25 protein-coding genes are annotated in these 21,132 nt (G+C 33.2%); 13 read left to right on the plus strand and 12 right to left on the minus strand.

All coding sequences use genetic code 11. The features are described from left to right. The gene (locus H601_RS0109185; protein WP_026711242.1) at positions 1-192 is read left to right on the plus strand and encodes a hypothetical protein; all 192 of its coding nucleotides are present in this window, start codon (positions 1-3) and stop codon (positions 190-192) included. Between the two features lie 153 nt (positions 193-345). On the opposite strand, the gene H601_RS0109190 is transcribed toward H601_RS0109185, so the two are convergent. From H601_RS0109190 to thrA, 4 genes are all read right to left on the minus strand, one after another. Continuing rightward, complete coding sequence (locus H601_RS0109190; RefSeq protein WP_026711243.1) at positions 346-687, minus strand: HepT-like ribonuclease domain-containing protein; 342 nt, start codon at positions 685-687, stop codon at positions 346-348. After that, positions 677-964, minus strand: a complete 288-nt coding sequence (locus H601_RS0109195) for a nucleotidyltransferase family protein (RefSeq protein ID WP_026711244.1) — start codon at positions 962-964, stop codon at positions 677-679. The genes H601_RS0109190 and H601_RS0109195 overlap by 11 nt, the downstream gene beginning before the upstream one ends. Positions 965-994: 30 nt before the next feature. Beyond that, the gene (locus tag H601_RS0109200; RefSeq protein ID WP_026711245.1) at positions 995-1,915 is read right to left on the minus strand and encodes a homoserine kinase; all 921 of its coding nucleotides are present in this window, start codon (positions 1,913-1,915) and stop codon (positions 995-997) included. 100 nt (positions 1,916-2,015) lie between these two features. Further along, positions 2,016-4,463: a bifunctional aspartate kinase/homoserine dehydrogenase I gene (thrA, locus tag H601_RS0109205; RefSeq protein ID WP_026711246.1), complete on the minus strand. Its 2,448-nt coding sequence runs from the start codon at positions 4,461-4,463 to the stop codon at positions 2,016-2,018. Between the two features lie 270 nt (positions 4,464-4,733). Here thrA and H601_RS0109215 point away from each other — a divergent pair, with 270 nt between their 5' ends. Then, positions 4,734-6,230 carry a bifunctional ADP-dependent NAD(P)H-hydrate dehydratase/NAD(P)H-hydrate epimerase gene (locus H601_RS0109215; RefSeq protein WP_026711247.1) on the plus strand — a complete coding sequence of 499 codons (1,497 nt, stop codon included), beginning with the start codon at positions 4,734-4,736 and terminating at the stop codon, positions 6,228-6,230. A 114-nt stretch (positions 6,231-6,344) separates the two neighbouring features. On the opposite strand, the gene H601_RS0109220 is transcribed toward H601_RS0109215, so the two are convergent. The 6 genes from H601_RS0109220 to H601_RS0109245 form a co-directional block, all read right to left on the minus strand. Further along, positions 6,345-7,874 (minus strand): flotillin family protein, encoded by a 1,530-nt coding sequence (locus H601_RS0109220; protein WP_026711248.1) that lies wholly within the window; start codon positions 7,872-7,874, stop codon positions 6,345-6,347. Positions 7,875-7,885: 11 nt separating this feature from the next. Beyond that, positions 7,886-8,449, minus strand: a complete 564-nt coding sequence (locus H601_RS0109225; protein WP_026711249.1) for an NfeD family protein — start codon at positions 8,447-8,449, stop codon at positions 7,886-7,888. A 65-nt stretch (positions 8,450-8,514) separates the two neighbouring features. Beyond that, the gene (locus tag H601_RS0109230; protein ID WP_026711250.1) at positions 8,515-9,096 is read right to left on the minus strand and encodes an anthranilate synthase component II; all 582 of its coding nucleotides are present in this window, start codon (positions 9,094-9,096) and stop codon (positions 8,515-8,517) included. A gap of 100 nt (positions 9,097-9,196) precedes the next feature. Then, complete coding sequence (locus H601_RS0109235; RefSeq protein ID WP_026711251.1) at positions 9,197-9,766, minus strand: YceI family protein; 570 nt, start codon at positions 9,764-9,766, stop codon at positions 9,197-9,199. 25 nt (positions 9,767-9,791) lie between these two features. Beyond that, positions 9,792-10,424 carry an NAD(P)H-dependent oxidoreductase gene (locus H601_RS0109240; RefSeq protein ID WP_026711252.1) on the minus strand — a complete coding sequence of 211 codons (633 nt, stop codon included), beginning with the start codon at positions 10,422-10,424 and terminating at the stop codon, positions 9,792-9,794. Positions 10,425-10,435: 11 nt separating this feature from the next. Beyond that, positions 10,436-10,891, minus strand: coding sequence for a MarR family winged helix-turn-helix transcriptional regulator (locus H601_RS0109245; protein ID WP_026711253.1), 456 nt, complete (start codon positions 10,889-10,891; stop codon positions 10,436-10,438). 133 nt (positions 10,892-11,024) lie between these two features. Here H601_RS0109245 and H601_RS0109250 point away from each other — a divergent pair, with 133 nt between their 5' ends. The 7 genes from H601_RS0109250 (at position 11,025) to priA (ending at position 17,478) form a co-directional block, all read left to right on the plus strand. After that, positions 11,025-11,561: a TlpA disulfide reductase family protein gene (locus tag H601_RS0109250; RefSeq protein ID WP_026711254.1), complete on the plus strand. Its 537-nt coding sequence runs from the start codon at positions 11,025-11,027 to the stop codon at positions 11,559-11,561. Positions 11,562-11,572: 11 nt separating this feature from the next. After that, positions 11,573-12,181, plus strand: a complete 609-nt coding sequence (locus H601_RS0109255) for a thioredoxin family protein (RefSeq protein ID WP_026711255.1) — start codon at positions 11,573-11,575, stop codon at positions 12,179-12,181. A 148-nt stretch (positions 12,182-12,329) separates the two neighbouring features. Further along, on the plus strand, positions 12,330-12,644 hold the full coding sequence (locus tag H601_RS0109260; protein WP_026711256.1) for a rhodanese-like domain-containing protein: 315 nt from the start codon (positions 12,330-12,332) through the stop codon (positions 12,642-12,644). 69 nt (positions 12,645-12,713) lie between these two features. Beyond that, positions 12,714-12,929 (plus strand): YgaP family membrane protein, encoded by a 216-nt coding sequence (locus H601_RS16355; protein ID WP_084139965.1) that lies wholly within the window; start codon positions 12,714-12,716, stop codon positions 12,927-12,929. A gap of 113 nt (positions 12,930-13,042) precedes the next feature. Then, positions 13,043-13,900: a carboxylating nicotinate-nucleotide diphosphorylase gene (gene nadC / locus H601_RS0109270; RefSeq protein WP_026711258.1), complete on the plus strand. Its 858-nt coding sequence runs from the start codon at positions 13,043-13,045 to the stop codon at positions 13,898-13,900. A gap of 176 nt (positions 13,901-14,076) precedes the next feature. Continuing rightward, the gene (locus H601_RS0109275; RefSeq protein WP_026711259.1) at positions 14,077-15,003 is read left to right on the plus strand and encodes a YihY/virulence factor BrkB family protein; all 927 of its coding nucleotides are present in this window, start codon (positions 14,077-14,079) and stop codon (positions 15,001-15,003) included. Positions 15,004-15,027: 24 nt separating this feature from the next. Beyond that, on the plus strand, positions 15,028-17,478 hold the full coding sequence (priA, locus tag H601_RS0109280) for a replication restart helicase PriA (protein ID WP_026711260.1): 2,451 nt from the start codon (positions 15,028-15,030) through the stop codon (positions 17,476-17,478). Here priA and H601_RS0109285 read toward each other — a convergent pair. Beyond that, positions 17,475-18,170 carry a LytR/AlgR family response regulator transcription factor gene (locus H601_RS0109285; protein ID WP_026711261.1) on the minus strand — a complete coding sequence of 232 codons (696 nt, stop codon included), beginning with the start codon at positions 18,168-18,170 and terminating at the stop codon, positions 17,475-17,477. The genes priA and H601_RS0109285 overlap by 4 nt on opposite strands. A 169-nt stretch (positions 18,171-18,339) precedes the next feature. Between H601_RS0109285 and rpsF the strand changes: the two genes are divergently transcribed. The 4 genes from rpsF (at position 18,340) to H601_RS0109305 (ending at position 20,197) form a co-directional block, all read left to right on the plus strand. Next, on the plus strand, positions 18,340-18,678 hold the full coding sequence (gene rpsF / locus H601_RS0109290) for a 30S ribosomal protein S6 (RefSeq protein WP_026711262.1): 339 nt from the start codon (positions 18,340-18,342) through the stop codon (positions 18,676-18,678). A gap of 5 nt (positions 18,679-18,683) precedes the next feature. Beyond that, on the plus strand, positions 18,684-18,980 hold the full coding sequence (rpsR, locus tag H601_RS0109295; protein WP_026711263.1) for a 30S ribosomal protein S18: 297 nt from the start codon (positions 18,684-18,686) through the stop codon (positions 18,978-18,980). Between the two features lie 61 nt (positions 18,981-19,041). After that, positions 19,042-19,479 carry a 50S ribosomal protein L9 gene (rplI, locus tag H601_RS0109300; protein ID WP_026711264.1) on the plus strand — a complete coding sequence of 146 codons (438 nt, stop codon included), beginning with the start codon at positions 19,042-19,044 and terminating at the stop codon, positions 19,477-19,479. Between the two features lie 97 nt (positions 19,480-19,576). Next, positions 19,577-20,197: an L-threonylcarbamoyladenylate synthase gene (locus tag H601_RS0109305; protein WP_026711265.1), complete on the plus strand. Its 621-nt coding sequence runs from the start codon at positions 19,577-19,579 to the stop codon at positions 20,195-20,197. Between the two features lie 50 nt (positions 20,198-20,247). On the opposite strand, the gene H601_RS0109310 is transcribed toward H601_RS0109305, so the two are convergent. Continuing rightward, positions 20,248-21,081 carry an OmpA/MotB family protein gene (locus H601_RS0109310; protein ID WP_026711266.1) on the minus strand — a complete coding sequence of 278 codons (834 nt, stop codon included), beginning with the start codon at positions 21,079-21,081 and terminating at the stop codon, positions 20,248-20,250. Positions 21,082-21,132 lie beyond the last annotated feature (51 nt).

Genomic DNA, 21,132 nt, shown 5'->3' on the forward strand with positions numbered 1-21,132 from the left:
ATGGCGACAAAAGTTTACGAATTAAGAAAGAAACCGAAACTATTATTTACTTTAAATGATAGTGATTTTCATTTGATTGATGAAGATCATCCTTCAAATAATGGTGAATTCAAATTTAATTCAATTATTTCGGTTGATTTAGTTAAAGGAAAAACTAATTTGGATTGTATCATTTTTCAGTTTAGTAATTGATTTTATTTTTGATTCAACTAGTTTTAATAATTATAAAGAAAAAGACAAATTATTCGTTCAACTGAAGAATTCAAAAATTGAAATTTTATTATTTAAAGTTGATAAAAAGGAAGTTGAAGATTTGATTTCTAATCTAAAAGAATCAATACAAAATTAAAGTTGATTTAGAAGATTTTGAATTTGGTTTTTAAACGTTGGAATAGTTTCAAAAATGGTTTCCCAAACAAAATTTAAATCCACAGAAAAATATTCGTGAACTATAAAATTTCTCATCGACTTTGCACCTCGCCAATCAATTTCAGAATTTTGCAATTTAAATTCTTCATCAATTTGAGCCACAGCTTCACCAATAACAATAAAGTTTTTCAAAACGGCATCTTGTTTGAGCCAATCGGATAGAAACTCATCTTTAGAATATGTTTTAGCAATTAACTCTAACTTGTTTATTGCTTCCAAAATATGAAGGAAGTAAAGTTTATTTGAATCAGTTTTCATAAAAATAAGTAGCTTCTTTTAAAACTTTCTCCTTAATAAACTTATTTAATCCATTTTCAGATATTAAATCAACTTTTTTTTGAAGTTTCAATTCTAAATCATCGTGAATTTTTGCCAAAGTAAAAAAACCGATAGGTTGGTGTAATGAAAATAAAATATCAATATCACTGGATTCTTTTTCTTCATTTCTAGCAAAAGAACCAAACAAACCAATACGTTTTGGATTGTAAGGTTTTAAAATATCAATGATAATTTGTATTTGATTCTTTGTTAACATAAAACAAATGTAGTGAAATTAGTAATATAATTAAACAACTTTCACACCCATATCACATACTTTAGAAACATACACATCAAATCCAATTCCGGTTTTGGTATAGATTTGTTTCATTTGGTTGCCTACATTTTCAGCGGTATCTTTTCCTTTACTCATCGCAAAAATAGAAGGTCCCGACCCCGAAATTCCACAACCTAACGCACCATTTTCTAATGCTATTATTTTAATCGTATCAAATTCCGGAATTAAGTTTTTTCGGTAAGGTTCTGCTACAACATCTTGCAAGCAACGGCTCATCAAACCATAATCTTCGGTATATAATCCGCTGATGAATCCGCCTAAATTTCCCCATTGAGTAATAGCCGTTTTTAATGGAATTTCTTTCGGCAAAATAGTTCGTGCTTCGGAAGTTTTAACTTCAATATGCGGATGAATGATGGTTAAATAAATATCCTTCGGACTATTAATTTTGATAACTTCCAACGGATCATAACCACGAACCAACGTAAATCCGCCTAAAATGGCCGGAGCAACATTATCAGCATGATAACTTCCGCTGGCTAAAAATTCGCCTACCATAGCAAACGAAATCAATTCTTTTCGAGACAACGGATTACCTAGGATTTCATTGATTCCTACCACAATTCCGGCGGCACTGGCAGAACTGCTTCCGATTCCGCTTCCGGCTTTGATATTTTTATGGATTTCAATTTCAAATCCGAATTCTAAATCCAAGTGATTTAATAATGCCATTCCGGCTACACCAGCCACGTTTTTTTCGGTTTCTAAAGGCAAATCGGCTCCGGTTATTTTGGTAATTCGAAGTCCTTTTTGCTCGCTTTTGCGAATAATCATTTCGTCGCCAATACCCTCTAAACATAATCCTAACACATCAAATCCACAGGATAAGTTGGCTACGGTGGCAGGGCAGAATATTTTTATTTGGTTCATTTTTTTCTGAGTTACTGAGTGCCTGAGTAGCTGAGATTCTGAGTTAAACTCTGAATTAAAAAACTCAGGCACTCAGATTCTCAGCTACTCAGCACCTTTATTAAACATTTCCAATCCGAATTACATCTGCAAAAATACCAGAAGCAGTAACGGCAGCTCCTGCACCGGCTCCTTTGATGATTAACGGTTGATCAACATAACGATCGGTGAAAAATTCTACGATATTGTCTTTTCCTTCGAGATTGTAAAACGGACTTTCCTTTGGAATGAATTGCAAACCAACGCTTGCTTTTCCGTTATCGAATTTAGCGACAAATTTCAATCGGCAATCTTTTTCTTTCGCTTCTTTCAATAGATTTTCAAAATGACTGGCATGTTTGGTTAAAGATTTAAAGAAGTCTTCATTGTTGGTGGTTTCCATACATTCTTTTGGTAAAAAAGAGATATTTTCGATGTCTTCCATTTCCATTTGATAACCGCTTTCGCGAATGAGAATCAGAATTTTTCGGGCTACATCTACACCACTTAAATCAATTTTTGGATCGGGCTCCGTGAATCCTTGGACTCCGGCTTCTTTCACCACATCATGAAAATTGTAGGTTTCACTGAAATTATTAAAAATAAAGTTCAAACTTCCGGATAAAACCGCTTGAATTTTATGGATTCGATCTCCGGAAGCTATCAAATGTTTTAACGTATCAATAATGGGTAAACCGGCACCTACATTGGTTTCAAACAAAAAGGGTGCATTGTACTTTCGTGACAAGCGTTTTAAATTCAAATAATTATCGTATTCTGATGAACAAGCAATTTTATTACAAGTTACCACGGCAATATTTTTACGAAGATACTGTTCATAGGTTTTTGAAACTTCGGCATTGGCCGTAATATCTACAAAAATACTGTTGCGAAGATTGAGTGCTTTTGTTTTTTCAATAAAATCAGCTTTTGATGCTTTTTCACCACCATCTAAAGCAGTTTTCCAATCTTTTAAGGCAATTCCTTCTTCCTCAAAAACCATTTTTCTTGAATTAGAAAGAGCAATTACTCGGAGATTTATTTTTAAATTTTCTTTTAAGAATTTCTTTTGTTGGTGAATTTGTTCAATAAATTTTTCGCCTACATTTCCAACACCCATTACAAACAAATTCAACTGTTTGGTTTGTTCTTCAAAAAAGCGTTCATGTAACGTATTCAGAGCTTTTTTTACATCATTTTCATTAATTACCACAGAAATATTTCGTTCCGAAGCACCTTGAGCAATCGCCCGAATATTTACGTTATTTTTGCCTAACGTACTAAACATTTTACCACTAATTCCTTGGTGATTTTTCATTTGCTCACCAACCAAAGCCACGATGCACAAATCTTTTTCAACTACACACGGATTGATTTTTTGTTGTGCAATTTCCAGTTCAAAGATTTTGTCAATCGCCGTTTTTGCCAAATCGGCATCAGCATTTAAAATTCCGATACAAATAGAATGTTCTGAAGAAGCTTGTGTGATGAAAATGACATTGATGGCATGATTGGAAAGTACTTCAAACAAACGTTTTGAAACTCCGGCAACACCCACCATTCCTGAACCTTCCAATGTAATCAAGCTAATTTTATCGATATGCGAAATTCCTTTAATCGGATTTCCATTTGTAACAGATTGTGATGAAATGAACGTTCCAAACGCTTGCGGTTCAAAGGTATTTTTAATCCAAATCGGGATGTTTTTGCTTAAAACCGGTTGGATGGTCGGGGGATAAAGCACTTTTGCACCAAAATGCGATAATTCCATTGCTTCTTCATACGTGATTTTCTCAATGGGCTGTGCTTGTTTTACAATTTTCGGATTGGCAGTAAACATACCATTCACATCAGTCCAAATTTCTAATTCTTCAACATTTAAAGCGGCAGCTACAATTGCAGCAGTGTAATCGGAACCACCACGACCCAAAGTAGTTGTGTTATTGTTCATTGACGATGCAATAAAACCGGGTATAATCGTGACTTGAGTAGTATTCTCTAGAAAATAATTGCAAATGGTTTTATTGGTAATTTCAAAATGAACTTCTGCTTTTCCAAAGTTATTGTTGGTTTTGATGAGTTCGCGACTGTCTTTAAAATTGCAATTGGCTACCTTTTGTTTCATCGCTTCTGCAATAATATAAGAAGATAATAATTCCCCAAAACTGACAATCATATCCGATGTTCTGGAAGTTAATTCGCCTAATAAATAACAACCATCTAACAAGGTTTCTAACAACGAAATGTTCTTTTTACAATAGTGCAACAAGGCCGTTTGCTCATTTGCAGGAACTAATTCTTTTATGGCTTCGAGGTGTTTTTTCTCAATTTGTAAAACAACCTCGCGATATGAATTATCTTTTGAGGCAGCTTTTTGTGCCGCTGATAGTAACAAATCGGTAACGCCGCTAAAAGCAGAAACTGCCACGATTAATTTATCGTCTTTCGATTTCTGTTGAACAATATCGAGAACTAACTTTATATTTTGAGCATTGGCAACCGAAGTTCCGCCGAATTTTAATACCTTCATTTGATTATTTTTTACTGGAAAACATAGATTTTATTTTATTCTTTCGAATAAGCATAGATGCGGATGATATGTGAAAATTATACCCCGAATGGGGTTGTAGTTGTAGAAGATGTGCCAAAAGAAAATCCGTTCAATAAATTGAAGGATGGTTTTGAATAAAATATGTTCTTTTGTGATTTCATCTGAAACAAATGTAATAAATTTACGTAAAGGAAAAAGTAATTTTAATCTTTTTACGAATTTTTCAATAAACACTACTATCTATTACAAATGAAAATATTTAATGCAGAAAAAATTAAAGAACTTGATAAATTGACAATTGAAAAGCAACAAATCACTTCTTTAGATTTGATGGAAAGAGCCGCTTTACAAGCTTTTTTATGGTTAGTTAATCATTTTCAGGATAAAAAAACGGTGTATCATATTTTTTGTGGCGATGGAAACAATGGAGGAGATGGACTGGTGATTGCCCGATTGCTAAAACAAAATTACTTTGATGTTCACGTGTACATTGTTCCGTTTAATGAGAACTTTTCAACCGATTTTAATTCAAATCTTGGCCGTTTAAAGGAATGTAACCTCGAGTATGAAGTGATTAGCGAAGCTACAGAGTTTCCTAATATTGGCGAAAATCATATTATTATAGATGCTATTTTTGGAATTGGATTAACGAGAGAATTAGCGGGTTGGATTCAAAAATTGATTCAAAAAATAAATTATCATCAGTCGTTTAAAGTTTCTATTGATGTTCCATCCGGCTTATTTTTAGATAAAAAAACAACGATTGCCATTCATTCTGATGTTGTTCTCACGTTTCAGTTTCCAAAACTTGCTTTTTATCTGCCTGATAATGAAAATTTTATTGCTGAAATTGTTCTGCTTCCTATTGATTTGGATGTAAAATCTATCGAATCAATTCCTTCTACTTATTATTACACGGATTTGAATAAGATAAAAAAGCGATACAAACCTATTTCAAAATTTTCGCATAAAGGAACACAAGGTCATGCTTTATTAATTGGCGGTTGTTTTGGCAAAATAGGAGCAATGGTTTTGGCCTCGCAAGCGGCTTTGCGTTCCGGTTGTGGTTTAGCAACGGTTTTTGTTCCGAAATGTGGTTATGAAATTATGCAAACTGCAACCCCGGAAGCCATGGTAATTACCGATGAAAATTATCATAAAATAACTAACATTGAATTTAATTTTCAGCCAAAAGCAATCGGTATTGGTATGGGAATTGGTCAAGATGACGAAACAACTCAAGCTTTTCATCATTTTTTAAAAAATAATTCCATTCCGTTGGTGATTGATGCCGATGCTTTGAATATTCTTTCTGAAAATCAAAATTGGTTGAGTTTAGTGCCTAAAAATTCCATTTTAACTCCTCATCCAAAAGAATTAGAACGACTAATTGGATCATGGAATGACGATTTTGATAAAATTGAAAAAGTAAAAACTTTTGCTAAAACCTATCATTTGGTCGTTTTAATCAAAGGTGCTTATACTTTAATAATTGATGAAAAAAATGTATATGTCAATTCTTCAGGAAATCAAGCTTTGGCAACTGGAGGAAGTGGAGATGTTTTGTCAGGCATGATTACGAGTTTTCGAGCTCAAGGTTATTTAGCTGTTGATGCAGCTCTTTTAGGGGTTTATTTTCATGGACGAACTGCCGATATTGCCATGAATGATATGGGTTATGAAGGTTTTATTGCTTCGGATATTATAAAGTATTTAGGGAAAGTTTTTTTGGAGTTGAAATCGTAATAAATTGTTTAATATTTTTATTTTTCAACTTTATTAAATACTGTAATCTTCTATTTTAAAATAAAAAATCCCAAAACCAATTTGATTTTGGGATTTGTAAAGAAACTATTTTAATTATTTTACTTCTTCGGTAGAAGTGTTATCATACGAATTTGAGTTTGCTTTTCCGTCTTCCACTTTATCTTCACCTTTTAAATAAGTTGGTAAATTCAATCCGGCCATGTTGAATAAATCATTCAACGGCGGAACGGTTTTCATCATACCGGAAACAAAATTGGCAGTAGAACCGTTTCCATCGATATTATTTCCTGAGTCCCAAACAGTAATTTTATCAATTTTGATGTTTTTAACGGCTTCCACTTGCGTTTTTACCAACTCAGGAAGTTTTTCAATTAACAACAACTGAAACGCTTTCGTTGGATCGCCACCGGCAGCATTTACCACATCACGGTAACCTTCTGCTTGCTTGGTCAAGATTTCATACAAACCTTTTGCTTCGGCTTCCATTTTGGCAAAAATGGCATCAGCTTCGCCTTTGGCTTGTACTCTGATTCTTTCGGCTTCGGCTTGAGCATCAATAATAGCTTTTTGTTTCGCAATTTCTGCCGGAATTACCACGTTAGCATTTTGAGTTGAACGTTCTCTTTCCGCACGTGCTTGTTCTGCTTTTTGCTCAGCAACATACGATTCTTCCAATGCTTTTGCTTGTTGCACTTTTTCAGATGCTAAAGCAATACGTAATGCTTCTGCTTCTTTTTCTCTTCGGGTTGCTTCTGATTGTGCAATGGCAATTTTAGCTTCATTTTCCCCTTGAATAGCAATTGCATTCGCTTCAGAGGTTTTTACACGCGTATCTCTTTGGGCTTCTGCTTTACCAATACTTTCATCTTTAAAGGCTTCTGCAATACTTACTTCTTTGTCTTTGTTAGTAATAGCAATTTTCACGTCACGATCTCTATGTGTTTCGGCAATTTGCACGTCTTTTTCACGATCGGCCAATGCTTTTCCGGTTTCCCCGATTTTTTCTTGCTCGGCTACAGAAATTTTTGCTTCGTTTATTGCTTTTGCAGCGGCTTCTTTTCCTAATGCAGCAATATAGCCGGATTCGTCTTTAATGTCAGTAACATTCACGTTAATTAATTTCAATCCGATTTTTTTTAATTCAGAATCCACGTTTTTAGAAATGTTATCCAAAAATTTATCACGGTCGGAGTTGATTTCTTCAATGGTCATGGTGGCAATTACCAAACGCAATTGACCAAAAAGAATATCTTTTGCTAACTCTTGAATTTGCTCCGGAGAAAGTCCTAAAAGACGTTCTGCAGCGGTATTCATACTATCTGTTTCTGTTGAAATGGCAATCGTAAAACGACAAGGAACATCCACACGAATATTTTGTCTGGAAAGAGCATTCGTTAGATTGGCTTCAATAGAAAGCGGTTTTAAATCTAAATATTGATAATCTTGAATAACAGGCCAAATAAAGGCACCACCACCATGAACACATTTGGCGGAAGAACCACCCGTTTTACCATAAATAACCAAAATTTTGTCAGACGGACATCGTTTATAACGTGAAACTAGCGTTACGAATAAAACAAAAAATACAAAAACAGTAACAACAATAATAATAAGTTCGGTCATAGAATAAGGATTTAAAGTTTTTCGACAATTAATATAGAATTTTCAACAGCTGAAATTTTTACAACACTTCCGGTAGGAATTTTTTCAACAGATTCGGTCATCGCTTGTAGTTCATGAACAGAACCTTTTACACTTATTTGTACTTTTCCAACGCCTGATTTTGATTCCGGAATAGTTAAATAAACCGTTGCTGTTTGATTGATTGTCTGTTCAAATTTAAATGAATTGTCTTCACCTAATTTTAAAATTTGTTTAATAATAAAAAAGAAAAGGCCAATAAATATGACTCCGATAACAACGGAAAGAATAATTAAGAACGTTTTGTTTTCAATGGTATTATATAACGAGATTCCGGTCCAACTGAAACCTAAAAGAAAATTGATTAAATTTCTTAATGAAAACAATTCAAAAGGAGCATCCCCGGAATCGTGACCTTCAACAATATCCAATTCTGCATCTCCACCAACACCCATAAATGTCATAATAGTTTGCAAAAGAAAAAAGATACTGGTAGGCAGAGCAATATACCAATAGGTTTTAAGTAACGGATCTAATCCTTCAAAAAATTCAGTCATGTTATGTTAAAGTTTAGTTACAACTTTTATACGTGGAGTTTTACAAAATGTTACAAAAAAAGAATTCATTTGTAAGATGATGTTAATTCTACCCAATTTTTTAGTATTGTTTTTCCATCCGGTGTTAAAATACTTTCCGGATGAAATTGCACGCCTTTAACATCTAAATTGTTATGTTTGATGGACATGATTTGTTGTTCTTCATCAATTGAAGTTACTTCCAAAACTTCAGGAACAGCATCAGGATTCATCACCCATGAATGGTATCTTCCAACAAGAATATTTTTAGGTAAACCATTAAAAAGTGAATCTTCTGATACAAGGGTAATTTCAGAAGATTTTCCGTGATGTACTTTATTTAAATTAAGTAAATTACCTCCAAATACTTCTGCAATTGCTTGAAGTCCTAAACAGATGCCTAATATACTTTTTGACGGAGCATAGTGTTGTATTACTTCTTTCAATAATCCGGCTTCTGATGGCAAACCCGGACCAGGAGAAAGCAATATTTTATCGAATTTTTCAAGTTCATCCAATTCAAATTCATCATTGCGATAAACGGTAACTTGACAATTTAAATCCTCTAAATAATGTACTAAATTATAGGTGAAACTGTCGTAATTGTCGATGATGACTACTTTTTTCATATTGAATTTTAGAAAAGTAAAAGTAGCAATAAATTAACCTATAAAACAAAAAAATCCTGACACTTTCGTATCAGGATTCTGCAATTTTTCCCATTTATGATTAGTACACTAAGGTAACCGTCAATTCGAAATTGTCATCGATAGCTTTATCGCCTAAATTATCAAAGAACGAACCTGAACCATATTTAATGTCATATTTTGTTCTGTCCACTTTGAATGAAGTTCTAGCAGTTCCAGCACCAATTGCAAGGTCAAAAGTTACAGGTAATGTTTTTCCTTTGATGGTTAAATCAGCCGTAACGGTATAAATATCGCTTCCTTTTGCAGCAATTTTTTTGAATTCTAAAGTTGAAGTACCAAATTTATCTACTCCGAAGAAATCATCTGCTTTCAAGTGACCTTCTAATTTTTCTTTTCCTTTTCCGGCTGCTAAGTCAGCTACCGCAATAGAATTCATGTCAACCACAAAAGAACCACCTTTTAATTTGTTTTTTTCGAAAACCAATGTTCCTGAGCTAAAGTTGATGGTACCATCATGTTGTCCTGTTACTTTTTTTCCAACCCAAGTAATTTTACTTTTTTCAAGGTTAATTTTTTTGTTTTGAGCAGTAGCCGTTAATGTGGTTGCTGCTACAAATAAAGCTAATGCAATTGTTTTTAAATTTTTCATTGTTTTCTAGTTTTAAAGTTATTGATTATAAATTGATAAATAATTCGTTAATAGGTTTACGCACTTTTGCATAATGTTGCGTGGCATCTTCTTCATGACGATAACCGATTGTGGCTAATAAAGAGGCGTTCAATCCTTTTGCGGGCAAACCTAAAATTTCATTCACTTTTTCCGGTTCAAAACCTTCCATTGGAGTAACATCAATTTTTAATTCAGCAGCAGCATTCATTAAATTAGCTAATGCTAAGTAGGTTTGTTTTGATGTCCACACATTGCGTTGTTCTTCCGGTAAACCTGTAATTTTCATTTTCATGAAATCGGCATAACCTTTCACACTTTCAACAGAAATTCCTCTGGTTTCTGACATTAAGTTGATGTAATTGTCAATTTCAGTTTCTCCAAAGTTAGTGATGTTGGCAAAAACCAATAGGTGAGAAGCATCCACAATTTGGGTTTGGCCCCAAGCAGCCGGTTGAATTTGTGCTCTTACTTCAGGATTTTCAATAATTAAAATTTTATAAGGTTGTAAGCCATAAGAAGAAGTGCTCAATTGAATGGCTTCTTTTAACGTTTCAAAGTCCTCATTTGAAATTTTTTTGGAAGCATCAAACTTTTTCGTAGCATAACGCCATTTTTGATTGGTAATAAAATCGCTCATTTTTTTTTAAGTTAAATTGTTCTGTATTTTTCTAATAAATTGTTCAAATTTTCTAATTCTTTTGAAGATAAATTATTGGAAAACAACCTCTCGTGTGCTTCAATTTTGGGATCTAACTCCGCTAATAGTTGTAAACCTTTTTCAGTAATGGTCACTTCCATTTTGCGTCTGTTTTCTTCGCAAATTTCTCTGTTTACTAATCCTTTTAAAAGTAATTTATCTACTAAACGTGTCGTGTTACTCGTTTTAGCAATCATGCGTTCTTGTATCACACACATGTTGGCAGGTTTTCCTTTTTGCCCACGAAGAATACGCAACACATTAAACTGTTCAACTGACAAATCAAAGGATTTTAAAATCTCATTAAACGCATCCGCAATCACATTTTGAGTGAACATAATGTTTAACACTGTTCGCTTTTCAACGCTGATGGGAGAATTGGATTTGATGATTTCTTCTATCTTCATTTGTAATTACAAAATTTGTATGTACAAATGTAGTGGTTTAAATTAATTGTATATACAAATGTCTATTAAATTTTTGTTAAAGATTTTTTAGCAGAGCGGTGAAGGCTTAATTTTATGGGATAATTGTACTGTAATGAAACGATATAAAACAATAATTTTATTAATTCTGTTTCAATTTGTATGCATTTTGAATGGTTTTTCACAAGAGAAATCTATTCCTAAATCATTAAAAGTATACGAAAAAGACGGAATTAAAGCAAAATCGTTTACTTTTGAGGGTATAGAATCGTATTTAAATCAAAAGAATGATACGCTTTATGTGATTAATTTTTGGGCCACTTGGTGTGTACCGTGTGTGAAAGAATTGCCTCATTTTGAAAAGCTAAACCAAAAATACAAAAACGGAAAGTTTAAAATGATTTTAGTAAGTTTAGATTTTCCAAAAATGATTGAAAGCCGAGTGATACCATTCATTAAACAAAAAAAATTAAAAGCAGAAGTGATTGTTTTGAATGATCCTGATGCCAACAGTTGGATTGAAAAAGTAGCCAAAGAGTGGTCGGGAGCCATTCCGGCAACGGTTATATATAGAAATGATACGCGAAAGTTCTATGAACAATCCTTTACCGAACAAGAATTAGAAACAGAAATACAATCATTTATTAACTAAAAATTGAAACGATGAAAAAATTTAAAATTGCTTTTTTTGTATTGACTATTGGAGTTATAACGGCTTTTACAACGTTGAATCCAAGTGGTTATGAAATTGGATCAATCGCCACCGATTTTTCACTTAAAAATGTAGATAATAAAAAAGTCTCATTAAAAGATTTTGAAGATGCCAAAGGTTTTATTGTCATTTTTACCTGCAATCATTGTCCGTATGCTGTGGCCTATGAAGATAGAATTATCGAGTTAGACAAAAAATATAAAAAGTTAGGTTATCCGGTTATTGCTATTAATCCGAATAATCCGGAAAAACAAAAAGATGATAGCTTTGACAAAATGAAAGTCCGTGCCAAAGAAAAAGGATTTACATTTCCGTATTTATTTGATGATGGACAAAAAATTTATCCGCAATACGGAGCAACCAAAACCCCACATGTTTACATTCTACAAAAAACAGAAAAAGGAAACGTAGTCCAATATATTGGTGCCATCGACGATAATCACAGTGATGCATCAGCCGTAAAACAAAAATACGTGGAAGAAGCAATTGATGCATTATTAAAAAATCAAGAAGTAAGAATAAAAACAACCAAAGCGATAGGCTGTTCGATAAAAGCATAGAAGAGGTACTAAGGTGCTAAGGCACTGAGGGACTAAGGTAAATTTACTAAATTTGTATTTTATAACACTTTCTCCTCAGAACCTCAGTATCTTAGAACCTTATGACCTTAGTCCCTTAGAACCTTAGTAAATCAGCACCTCAAAAAAAATGAATCTACAACAACAACAATGGTGGGCCGATGCCCTAAACGATGAAAACGCAGTCATTCTAGATGTGCGTACACCGGAAGAATTTGAAAACGGAATGATTCCAAATGCCATCAACATCGATATTTATAAAGGACAAGGTTTTATATACCTATTGGAAGAATTGGACAAATCAAAAACGTATTACGTCTATTGTCATGCCGGTAGCAGAAGTGCAAAAGCGTGTGAAGTCATGCAACATCTAGGCTTTGAAAAAACATTCAACCTTTTAGGTGGAATTTCAGCATGGAACGGTCCGGTTGTTGAACCAAACTAATTGATAAAATCGTATTTTCTATTCTTTTTTTTCATAATTTTATAATCAATAACCCAAAAAATAATCTTTATGAAAAAAAATGTAGGCAATACAGATCGCTTTGTTAGAGTCATGTTTGGCATCATACTGTTGATTTTATTTATGTCTGGTGCAATAGAAAACAACCTGGTACAATGGATTGTCTTGGGCGTAAGCTTAATTTTAATCATTACGGCTTTTGCCACTTTTTGTCCGTTGTATGCTTTGGTGGGTAAAAACACTTGCGAAGTGAAGAAAAAGAAATAATTTATGGCTACCATAAAGAACTGAACCACGGATATTCGTGGTTTTTTTATGCAAAAAAGTGATAAAATAAGCAAACGATTTCCTATTTTAGCGATTCGATTCAATTACAGTTTATGATTACAGAAGCCCAATTTCAACACGAGTTAAACCTTATCATTCAAAACGGAATCAGAGAAGATATAGGCGAAGGCGATCATAGTTCCTTAGCTTGTATTCCAATCTCAGCGACCGGAAAAGCGAAATTATTGGTAAAAGATGAAGGAATTATTGCCGGAGTTGAATTTGCTAAAATGATTTTTAATCATGTGGATGCCGATTTAAATGTGGAAACTTTTATTCAAGATGGAAGTTCTGTCAAGTATGGCGATGTTGTTTTTTTTGTTTCAGGAAGTTCGCAATCGATTTTAAAAGCGGAACGGTTGGTGCTCAATTCGATGCAACGCATGAGTGCGATTGCCACCAAGACCAAAAAATATGTGGATTTATTGGAAGGAACCCAAACAAAAGTATTAGACACCCGAAAAACTACTCCCGGATTTCGTGCAGCAGAAAAATGGGCCGTGAAAATTGGTGGAGGAGAAAATCATCGGTTTGCGTTGTATGATATGATTATGCTGAAAGACAATCACAATGATTTTGCAGGCGGAATTTCAAAAGCAATTCAAAAAACGAAAGATTATTTAACCAAAAACAAATTGGATTTAAAAATCATTGTGGAAGCCAGAAATCTTGGTGAAGTAGAAGAAATCCTTAATAGTGGTGGTGTTTACCGTATTTTATTAGACAATTTTGATTATGAAATGACAAAAGCTGCCGTTGCTTTAATTGGAAATCAATGCCTAACCGAAAGTTCCGGGAACATTAATGAAAAAACTATTCGTCACTACGCTGAATGTGGGGTGAATTATATTTCATCCGGTGCGTTGACCCATTCGGTGTATAATATGGATTTGAGTTTGAAGGCTTTTTAGGAGTTGGGAGTGTTCAGTCGAAGTTTTCAGTCGCAGTCGCAGTTTTCAATTATAGAAGTAATTTGGGAATTAAGAAATCAGTTTTAACCAGCGTTTTGCTTTAGCAAATCTGTTCCGATAGCTATCGGAATCTGCGTTTCAAAACAATTAAAAATAATAGTTCATAAGACAAAAACATGTCATTAGAAATAGAAGAAAAACTCGAAAAAATTCCGGTAATTAACCATTTGGTCAGGTTGATGAAAAATATCAAATTACCTTGGTTAGAGGGTTTGTCGTTTTATGATTTGATTGAGTTATATATTTTAGGTATTGCCAAAGGTGCTTTTTCATATCGTGCCGGTGCCATTGCGTTTAGTTTCTTTATGGCATTGTTTCCGTTTGCATTATTCATTTTGAATTTAATTCCGTTTATTCCGATTGACAATTTTCAAGTTGATTTTTTACATTTCGTAGAAGATGGTGTTCCGCCCAATACGTTTGAAGCCATTAAATCCATTATTGATGATATTTTGAACAATAGTTATAAAGGATTACTTTCTTCCGGTTTTATTTTGTCCATTTTTTTAATGTCGAATGGAATTAACGCTATTCTTGGCGGATTTGAAACATCTTATCACATTACCATTTCCCGCAGTTTTATTCGACAATATTTGATTGCATTAGGAATGTCGATACTATTTTCTCTTATTTTAATCATCACAGTTGCGGCCATCGTAGTTTCAGAAGTATTCATTCAGAAAATTCAATTGCATGAAATCGTTGATACCGATATATCATTGATTCAAATTATTCGATTTGGTTTTGTTATCTTAATGATTTTAATCACGACATCGTTGCTGTTTAAATTCGGAACCAAACAAACGTCAAAAATTGCTTTCATTAGTATTGGTTCGGTATTTACAACGATTCTAATTATTTTATCTTCCTATGTTTTCGGAATTTATGTGGTGAAATTTGCTAAATACAACGAACTTTACGGTTCAATCGGAACCTTGTTGATTTTAATGTTTTACATTTGGATAAATTGCATGGTTTTATTGTTGGGTTTTGAACTCAATGCGACTATCAATAAACTTAAAAGAAAAAACCTTTACGATTAATTTTCAACGCCAAAAAACGAATATATGCCTTATTTTGTTGAAGTAATATTGCCACTCGCACTCGATAAAACTTTTACCTATCAAATTTCGGAAACAGAATTTCAGTTTATTCAACCCGGAATGCGAATTGCCGTTCCGTTTGGGAAAAATAAAATTTTCACGGCTCTTTCTATTGATACGCATGAAAATCCGCCAACCTTATATGAAGCAAAAGAAATTCATCAGATTTTAGATGAAGTACCAATTGTTAATTCATTTCAAATCAAACATTGGCAATGGATTGCTTCGTATTATATGTGTAGCATTGGCGAGGTTTATAAAGCGGCTTTACCATCGGGTTTTTTGTTGGAAAGTGAAACCATTATTTCCTTACGATCAAATGAGAACATCAACGATACTGAACTTTCTGATGATGAATTTTTGGTATTTGAAGCCCTTCAACATCAAAGTTCCATTAAGGTAAATGATGTGGTTTCGATTTTGAACAAAAAGAATATTTTCCCCTTGTTGCAAAAGCTTTTGAACAAAAATATCATTCAATTGCAGGAAGAGATTCATGAACAATACAAACCGAAGTTGGTTCGCTACATTAAACTTCATCCAAATTATAACGACCATGAAGCGTTGAATGTTTTATTACAAACCTTAAAAGCGGAACGTCAAAAAGAATTGATTTTAGGATTTTTTCAATTATCAGCTACAGATAAAAAACCAATTTCGGCTAAACAATTGCTTGATTTTACAAAAGTGGATTCGTCTGTTTTAAAAAAATTAGTTGAAAAAGAAATTTTTGAAGAATATCATTTGGTACAAGATCGAACAGATTTTAGTTCTGATGAAGCAGAAAAATCAATCACGCTAAGCGAAATACAACAAAAAGCATTCGACGAAATCAAACAACAATTCCTTTCAAAAGAAGTGTGTTTGTTGCACGGCGTAACATCCAGTGGAAAAACAGAAATATACAGTCAATTGATTTGGGAATATCTCGAAGCCGGAAAACAAGTCCTTTTTTTATTACCTGAAATTGCTTTAACGACTCAATTAGTAGCTCGACTGCGTCGTTTTTTCGGTAATAAAGTTGCCGTTTTTCATTCCAAATACAGCAATAATGAACGGGTAGAAGTTTGGAATCAAGTGTTGGAAAACTCCCCAAAAGCTCAAGTTGTGATTGGTGCTCGGTCGGCCATGTTTTTGCCTTTTTCTGATTTAGGATTGGTAATTGTTGATGAAGAACATGAGCCCAATTTTAAACAAACTGATCCGGCTCCTCGTTATCATGCTCGAGATGCCGTGACGGTTTTGGCAAAATTTCACCATTCAAAAGTGCTTTTAGGTTCTGCAACGCCAAGTTTGGAAACCTATTACAATGTGCAAAATCAAAAATACGGTCTGGTTGAGCTTTTTCAACGCTACAATAATGCACCATTACCGGAAGTAGTTTTGGTTGATTTGAAGGATAAATATTTCCGAAAACAAATGAAAGGACATTTCAGTGATACGTTGATAGAAGAAATTTCAGCCAGTTTATCGTTGGGAGAACAAGTGATTTTGTTTCAGAATAGGAGAGGGTATGCACCTTTATTGGAATGTATGACGTGCGGTCACGTTCCTCAATGTCCGAATTGTGATGTGAGTTTGACCTATCATAAATTTAAAAACCAGCTCCGTTGTCATTATTGCGGACACTCGATTGCGAAACCAACCAATTGTCATCAATGTTCCAGTGTAGATTTGACTACCAAAGGTTTTGGAACAGAACAAATTGAATTGGAATTAGCCACGCTTTTCCCTAATAAAAAAATTCAACGAATGGATCAAGATACCACTCGTGGAAAATTTGGTTATGACAAAATCATTGATAAATTCCAAAATCGGGAAGTTGATATTTTAGTAGGTACGCAAATGCTCGCCAAAGGATTGGATTTTGATAATGTAAGTTTGGTAGGCATTTTAAATGCAGATAACATGTTATTTTTTCCTGATTTCAGAGCTTTTGAACGGAGTTATCAAATGATGGCACAAGTGTCGGGAAGAGCAGGACGTTCGGATAAAAAGGGAAAAGTTGTCATTCAAACGTACAATCCAAATCACAATACGATTCAGCAAGTAACACACAATAATTATGTTGGAATGTTTAAAGAACAAATTTATGAGCGTCAAATTTTCAACTATCCGCCTTATTATCGATTAATCAAAATTACGCTGAAGCACAAAGATTTTGAAAAAGTCAAAGAAAGTGCCCAATGGTTATACCAAGTGCTGTCTCAAAATATGAAAATTCCAGTTTTAGGTCCGGAAGAGCCAATGATTAACAGAATCAGAAATGAATATTTGAGAACCATTTTGATTAAACTACCTGAAAACGTGTCACAAGCAGAAACAAAAAAAACTATCCAGAAAATACTGAATAGTTTTGATGTGATTCCGCAATATCGTTCTGTAAAAAGAACGGTAAACGTTGATTTTTGTTAAGCGATAGCTAATGCTTTTTTCAAATCGTCTTTTTTGTTTCGGCTTAACGGAATTTTAGTTACTCCGATTTCAGCAAATTTACTATTGAAGCGTTCAATTTTGTCAATATTCACGATAAATGATTTGTGAACACGTAAGAAACGATCTTTAGATAAATCATTTTCAAAGGATTTCATGGTAGAAAGTACTAAATTACTATCTTCATCGGTTACAACTTTTACATAGTCACCATACGCTTCAATCCATTTGATTTTAGAAGTATAAACTTTTAACTTTTTCAGATTACTTTTAATAAAGATGTAATCACCTTCTTCTTCGGTTACTTCATGACGCAATTTGTGCAATTCAATTGCTCTTTTTACAGCTGAATCAAAACGCTCTACTGAAATTGGTTTTTGTAAGTAATCGGTGGCATCATAATCAAAAGCTTTAACGGCATAATCCGCTTTTGAGGTGATAAAAATAATCTGAGGTTTGTTTTTTAGACCATCAAGGAAATCAAAACCATTAATAATTGGCATTTCAATGTCCAAGAAAATTAAGTCAACAGAGTGTATAGACATACAACTCTTTGCTTCTATAGCATTAGAAAAATCACCTATTAATGTTAGGTTTTGGTGATTATTCACTAGTTTTGTAATGATCATTCGTTGAATCGAACTATCATCTACGACAACACAATTTAGTTTCATAATACGATTAATTATAGATTTGGTGAGACAAACATAGTGCATTTCATCGATAAAAACTAATTTTTTTCGGTTTTTTTTGCGTTATGTCGATTTTTGTTGATTTATGGTTGTTAATTAAAAAGAAATGATTACTTTTGCACCCAATTTAACATTTTTAAAGTAAATTATTATGAATCATTATGAAGCTGTTTTCATCTTGAATCCCGTTTTATCTGAACAACAGGTAAAGGAAACAGTAAGCAAATTCGAAGATTTTCTTACGTCCAAAGGGGCACAGATGGTATCAAAAGAGGATTGGGGTCTAAAAAAATTAGCCTATGAAATCCAACACAAGAAAAGTGGTTTTTACCATTTATTCGAATTCAAAGCTCCTGCAGATGCAATTTTAGGTTTTGAAACTGAATTAAGACGTGACGAAAGAATTATGCGTTTCTTAACGGTAAGTTTAGACAAACACGCTGTTTCTTGGGCAGAAAGAAGAAGAGAAAAATTAAAAGTTAAAGCGTAATCATTATGTCAACAATAGAGCAATCAGCAAAAGGAAAAAAAGAAGGAGATATTAGATATCTTACTCCTTTGAATATTGATACGAACAAAATTAAAAAATATTGTCGTTTCAAAAAATCCGGTATCAAATATATTGATTATAAAGATGCAGACTTTTTATTGAAATTTGTGAACGAGCAAGGTAAAATTTTACCTAGACGTTTAACAGGTACTTCTTTAAAATACCAAAGAAAAGTGTCTGTTGCTGTGAAAAGAGCAAGACATTTAGCGTTAATGCCATATGTGGCGGATTTATTAAAATAATAATTAATTAAGTTGTTGCCTCGCCATTGGTGGGCTAACTTCTACAAAAAAGGACATCAACATGGAACTAATCTTAAAACAAGACGTTCAAAATTTAGGTTTTAAAGACGATATCGTAACGGTTAAACCAGGTTACGGAAGAAATTATTTAATTCCTCAAGGATTTGCAAGTTTAGCTACTCCTTCTGCAAAGAAAGTTTTAGCAGAGAATTTAAAGCAAAAAGCTCACAAAGAGCAAAAATTAGTGGATGATGCTAAAAAAATAGCGGAAGCATTAAAAGCATTAGAAATTAAAATCACAGCAAAAGCTGGTGGTGAAAAATTATTTGGTTCGGTTACCAACATTGATATTGCTGAGGCATTAGAAAAAGCAGGTCAACCAATTGATAGAAAATTCATCACTTCAGGTACAGTGAAAAGAACCGGTAAATATAGTGCTACTGTTCGTTTACACAGAAATGTTGTAATTGACTTACCATACGAAATCATTGCTGAATAATTTTATCAGTATAGTATATCAAACCCTGTCAATTGGCAGGGTTTTTTATTTTTATTCCGATTAGAAAATAAATGATACATTTGTCAAAATTTTTGAAATGGCACAGTTTATCAAAATTTATCCGCAAAATCCTAACGAAGCAGCCATTGCAAAAGTAGTGAAGGTTTTGAAAGAAGGTGGTTTAGTCATTTATCCCACAGATACCGTTTACGGATTAGGTTGTGATATTACCAATACGAAAGCTTTAGAACGCATTGCAAAAATAAAAGGTATTAAACTTGAAAAGGCAAATTTTTCATTTATTTGTCACGATTTGAGTAACTTATCTGATTATGTTAAACAAATTGATACTCCAACATTTAAAATTTTAAAACGATCATTACCCGGTCCTTATACCTTTATTTTACCTGGAAATAATAATTTGCCAAAAGAATTTAAAAAGAAAAAAACAGTCGGTATTCGTGTACCGGATAATGCTATTGTGTTAGAAATTGTTAAACAATTAGGCAATCCTATCGTATCTACTTCTATTCACGATGATGATGAAGTTTTAGAATATTCAACCGACCCGGAATTGATTTTTGAAAAATGGCAAAATCTTGTAGATGTTGTAATTGATGGCGGTTATGGTGATAATCAGCCGTCAACCATCATTGATTTATCGGAAGGTGAACCGGTTGTTATCCGAGAAGGAAAAGGAGATATTGATATTTTTTAAACAAAAAAAAACGCCTCAATTGAGACGTTTCTTTACTTCATTCTTAGGTATTATTTGGATTGTTTTTTCATTTCTTTTTCAATCATATCATAAAACTCATCGATTTTAGGCATTACGATAATTCTTGTTCTGCGATTTGCTGCTCTATTTTCAACAGTATTGTTGGCCACTAAAGGTAAAAACTCACCTCTTCCCGCTGCAATCAATTGTTTTGGATTTACTTTATGTGTTTCAGTTAATACGCGAACTACGGCAGTAGCACGTTTTGCACTTAAATCCCAGTTGTCAAGTAATACTCCATTTCTGTAAGGAACATTATCAGTATGACTTTCTACCATACATTCAAAGTTGGGTTTATCGTTTACTACTTTAGCAACTTTACCTAAAATTTCTTTTGCACGGTCACTGATTTCATAACTTCCTGATTTGAATAATAATTTATCCGCAATCGAAATCATTACTACACCTTTTTCTACATTCACTTGAATGTCCGGGTCAGAAATACCAACAGCACCTTTTAAACTAGTAACCAATGCCAAAGTAACACTATCTTTACGTGTTAAAGCATCTTGTAAACGTGATATTTTTAAATCTTTCTCTTTTAAACTTTCTAATGATTTTTCTAAGTTTTCAGCACCTTTTGCAGATAACATTGTAATATTTCCCACATTACTGATTAAGTCGGAATTTGATTTTTTTAAATCGGCTATTTGATTGTTTAACAAGTCTTTTTCAGATAAACAAAGATTTAATTTTACTGTCGTGGAATTTAATAAATCTTGACATTCTTTGTTTTTGGCTTCTAACTCAGCGATTTTTTTCTTTGTACCGCAAGAAGTAAGGGTTAATGCTACCACGGATAATACTAAAACGACTTTTTTCATATGGATTGATTTTTGATTTTACAAAATTAACGCTTAACTATTGTTTATACC

The sequence above is a fragment of the Flavobacterium filum DSM 17961 genome (assembly GCF_000425465.1).
Lineage (GTDB): Bacteria > Bacteroidota > Bacteroidia > Flavobacteriales > Flavobacteriaceae > Flavobacterium > Flavobacterium filum.

Bases quoted from the DNA above. Each gene is read 5' to 3' on its own strand.
- priA (WP_026711260.1), top strand. From the start codon at position 15,028: ATGCCTTATTTTGTTGAAGTAATATTGCCACTCGCACTCGATAAAACT.
- H601_RS0109225 (WP_026711249.1), bottom strand. From the start codon at position 8,449: ATGACTGAATTTTTTGAAGGATTAGATCCGTTACTTAAAACCTATTGG.
- nadC (WP_026711258.1), top strand. From the start codon at position 13,043: ATGATTACAGAAGCCCAATTTCAACACGAGTTAAACCTTATCATTCAA.
- H601_RS16355 (WP_084139965.1), top strand. From the start codon at position 12,714: ATGAAAAAAAATGTAGGCAATACAGATCGCTTTGTTAGAGTCATGTTT.
- H601_RS0109220 (WP_026711248.1), bottom strand. From the start codon at position 7,874: ATGACCGAACTTATTATTATTGTTGTTACTGTTTTTGTATTTTTTGTT.
- H601_RS0109285 (WP_026711261.1), bottom strand. From the start codon at position 18,170: ATGAAACTAAATTGTGTTGTCGTAGATGATAGTTCGATTCAACGAATG.
- H601_RS0109240 (WP_026711252.1), bottom strand. From the start codon at position 10,424: ATGAGCGATTTTATTACCAATCAAAAATGGCGTTATGCTACGAAAAAG.
- H601_RS0109215 (WP_026711247.1), top strand. From the start codon at position 4,734: ATGAAAATATTTAATGCAGAAAAAATTAAAGAACTTGATAAATTGACA.
- H601_RS0109260 (WP_026711256.1), top strand. From the start codon at position 12,330: ATGAATCTACAACAACAACAATGGTGGGCCGATGCCCTAAACGATGAA.
- H601_RS0109310 (WP_026711266.1), bottom strand. From the start codon at position 21,081: ATGAAAAAAGTCGTTTTAGTATTATCCGTGGTAGCATTAACCCTTACT.
- H601_RS0109275 (WP_026711259.1), top strand. From the start codon at position 14,077: ATGTCATTAGAAATAGAAGAAAAACTCGAAAAAATTCCGGTAATTAAC.
- H601_RS0109305 (WP_026711265.1), top strand. From the start codon at position 19,577: ATGGCACAGTTTATCAAAATTTATCCGCAAAATCCTAACGAAGCAGCC.
- H601_RS0109245 (WP_026711253.1), bottom strand. From the start codon at position 10,891: ATGAAGATAGAAGAAATCATCAAATCCAATTCTCCCATCAGCGTTGAA.
- H601_RS0109235 (WP_026711251.1), bottom strand. From the start codon at position 9,766: ATGAAAAATTTAAAAACAATTGCATTAGCTTTATTTGTAGCAGCAACC.
- thrA (WP_026711246.1), bottom strand. From the start codon at position 4,463: ATGAAGGTATTAAAATTCGGCGGAACTTCGGTTGCCAATGCTCAAAAT.
- rpsF (WP_026711262.1), top strand. From the start codon at position 18,340: ATGAATCATTATGAAGCTGTTTTCATCTTGAATCCCGTTTTATCTGAA.
- H601_RS0109250 (WP_026711254.1), top strand. From the start codon at position 11,025: ATGAAACGATATAAAACAATAATTTTATTAATTCTGTTTCAATTTGTA.
- H601_RS0109195 (WP_026711244.1), bottom strand. From the start codon at position 964: ATGTTAACAAAGAATCAAATACAAATTATCATTGATATTTTAAAACCT.
- H601_RS0109230 (WP_026711250.1), bottom strand. From the start codon at position 9,096: ATGAAAAAAGTAGTCATCATCGACAATTACGACAGTTTCACCTATAAT.
- H601_RS0109200 (WP_026711245.1), bottom strand. From the start codon at position 1,915: ATGAACCAAATAAAAATATTCTGCCCTGCCACCGTAGCCAACTTATCC.
- H601_RS0109190 (WP_026711243.1), bottom strand. From the start codon at position 687: ATGAAAACTGATTCAAATAAACTTTACTTCCTTCATATTTTGGAAGCA.
- H601_RS0109185 (WP_026711242.1), top strand. From the start codon at position 1: ATGGCGACAAAAGTTTACGAATTAAGAAAGAAACCGAAACTATTATTT.
- rplI (WP_026711264.1), top strand. From the start codon at position 19,042: ATGGAACTAATCTTAAAACAAGACGTTCAAAATTTAGGTTTTAAAGAC.
- H601_RS0109255 (WP_026711255.1), top strand. From the start codon at position 11,573: ATGAAAAAATTTAAAATTGCTTTTTTTGTATTGACTATTGGAGTTATA.
- rpsR (WP_026711263.1), top strand. From the start codon at position 18,684: ATGTCAACAATAGAGCAATCAGCAAAAGGAAAAAAAGAAGGAGATATT.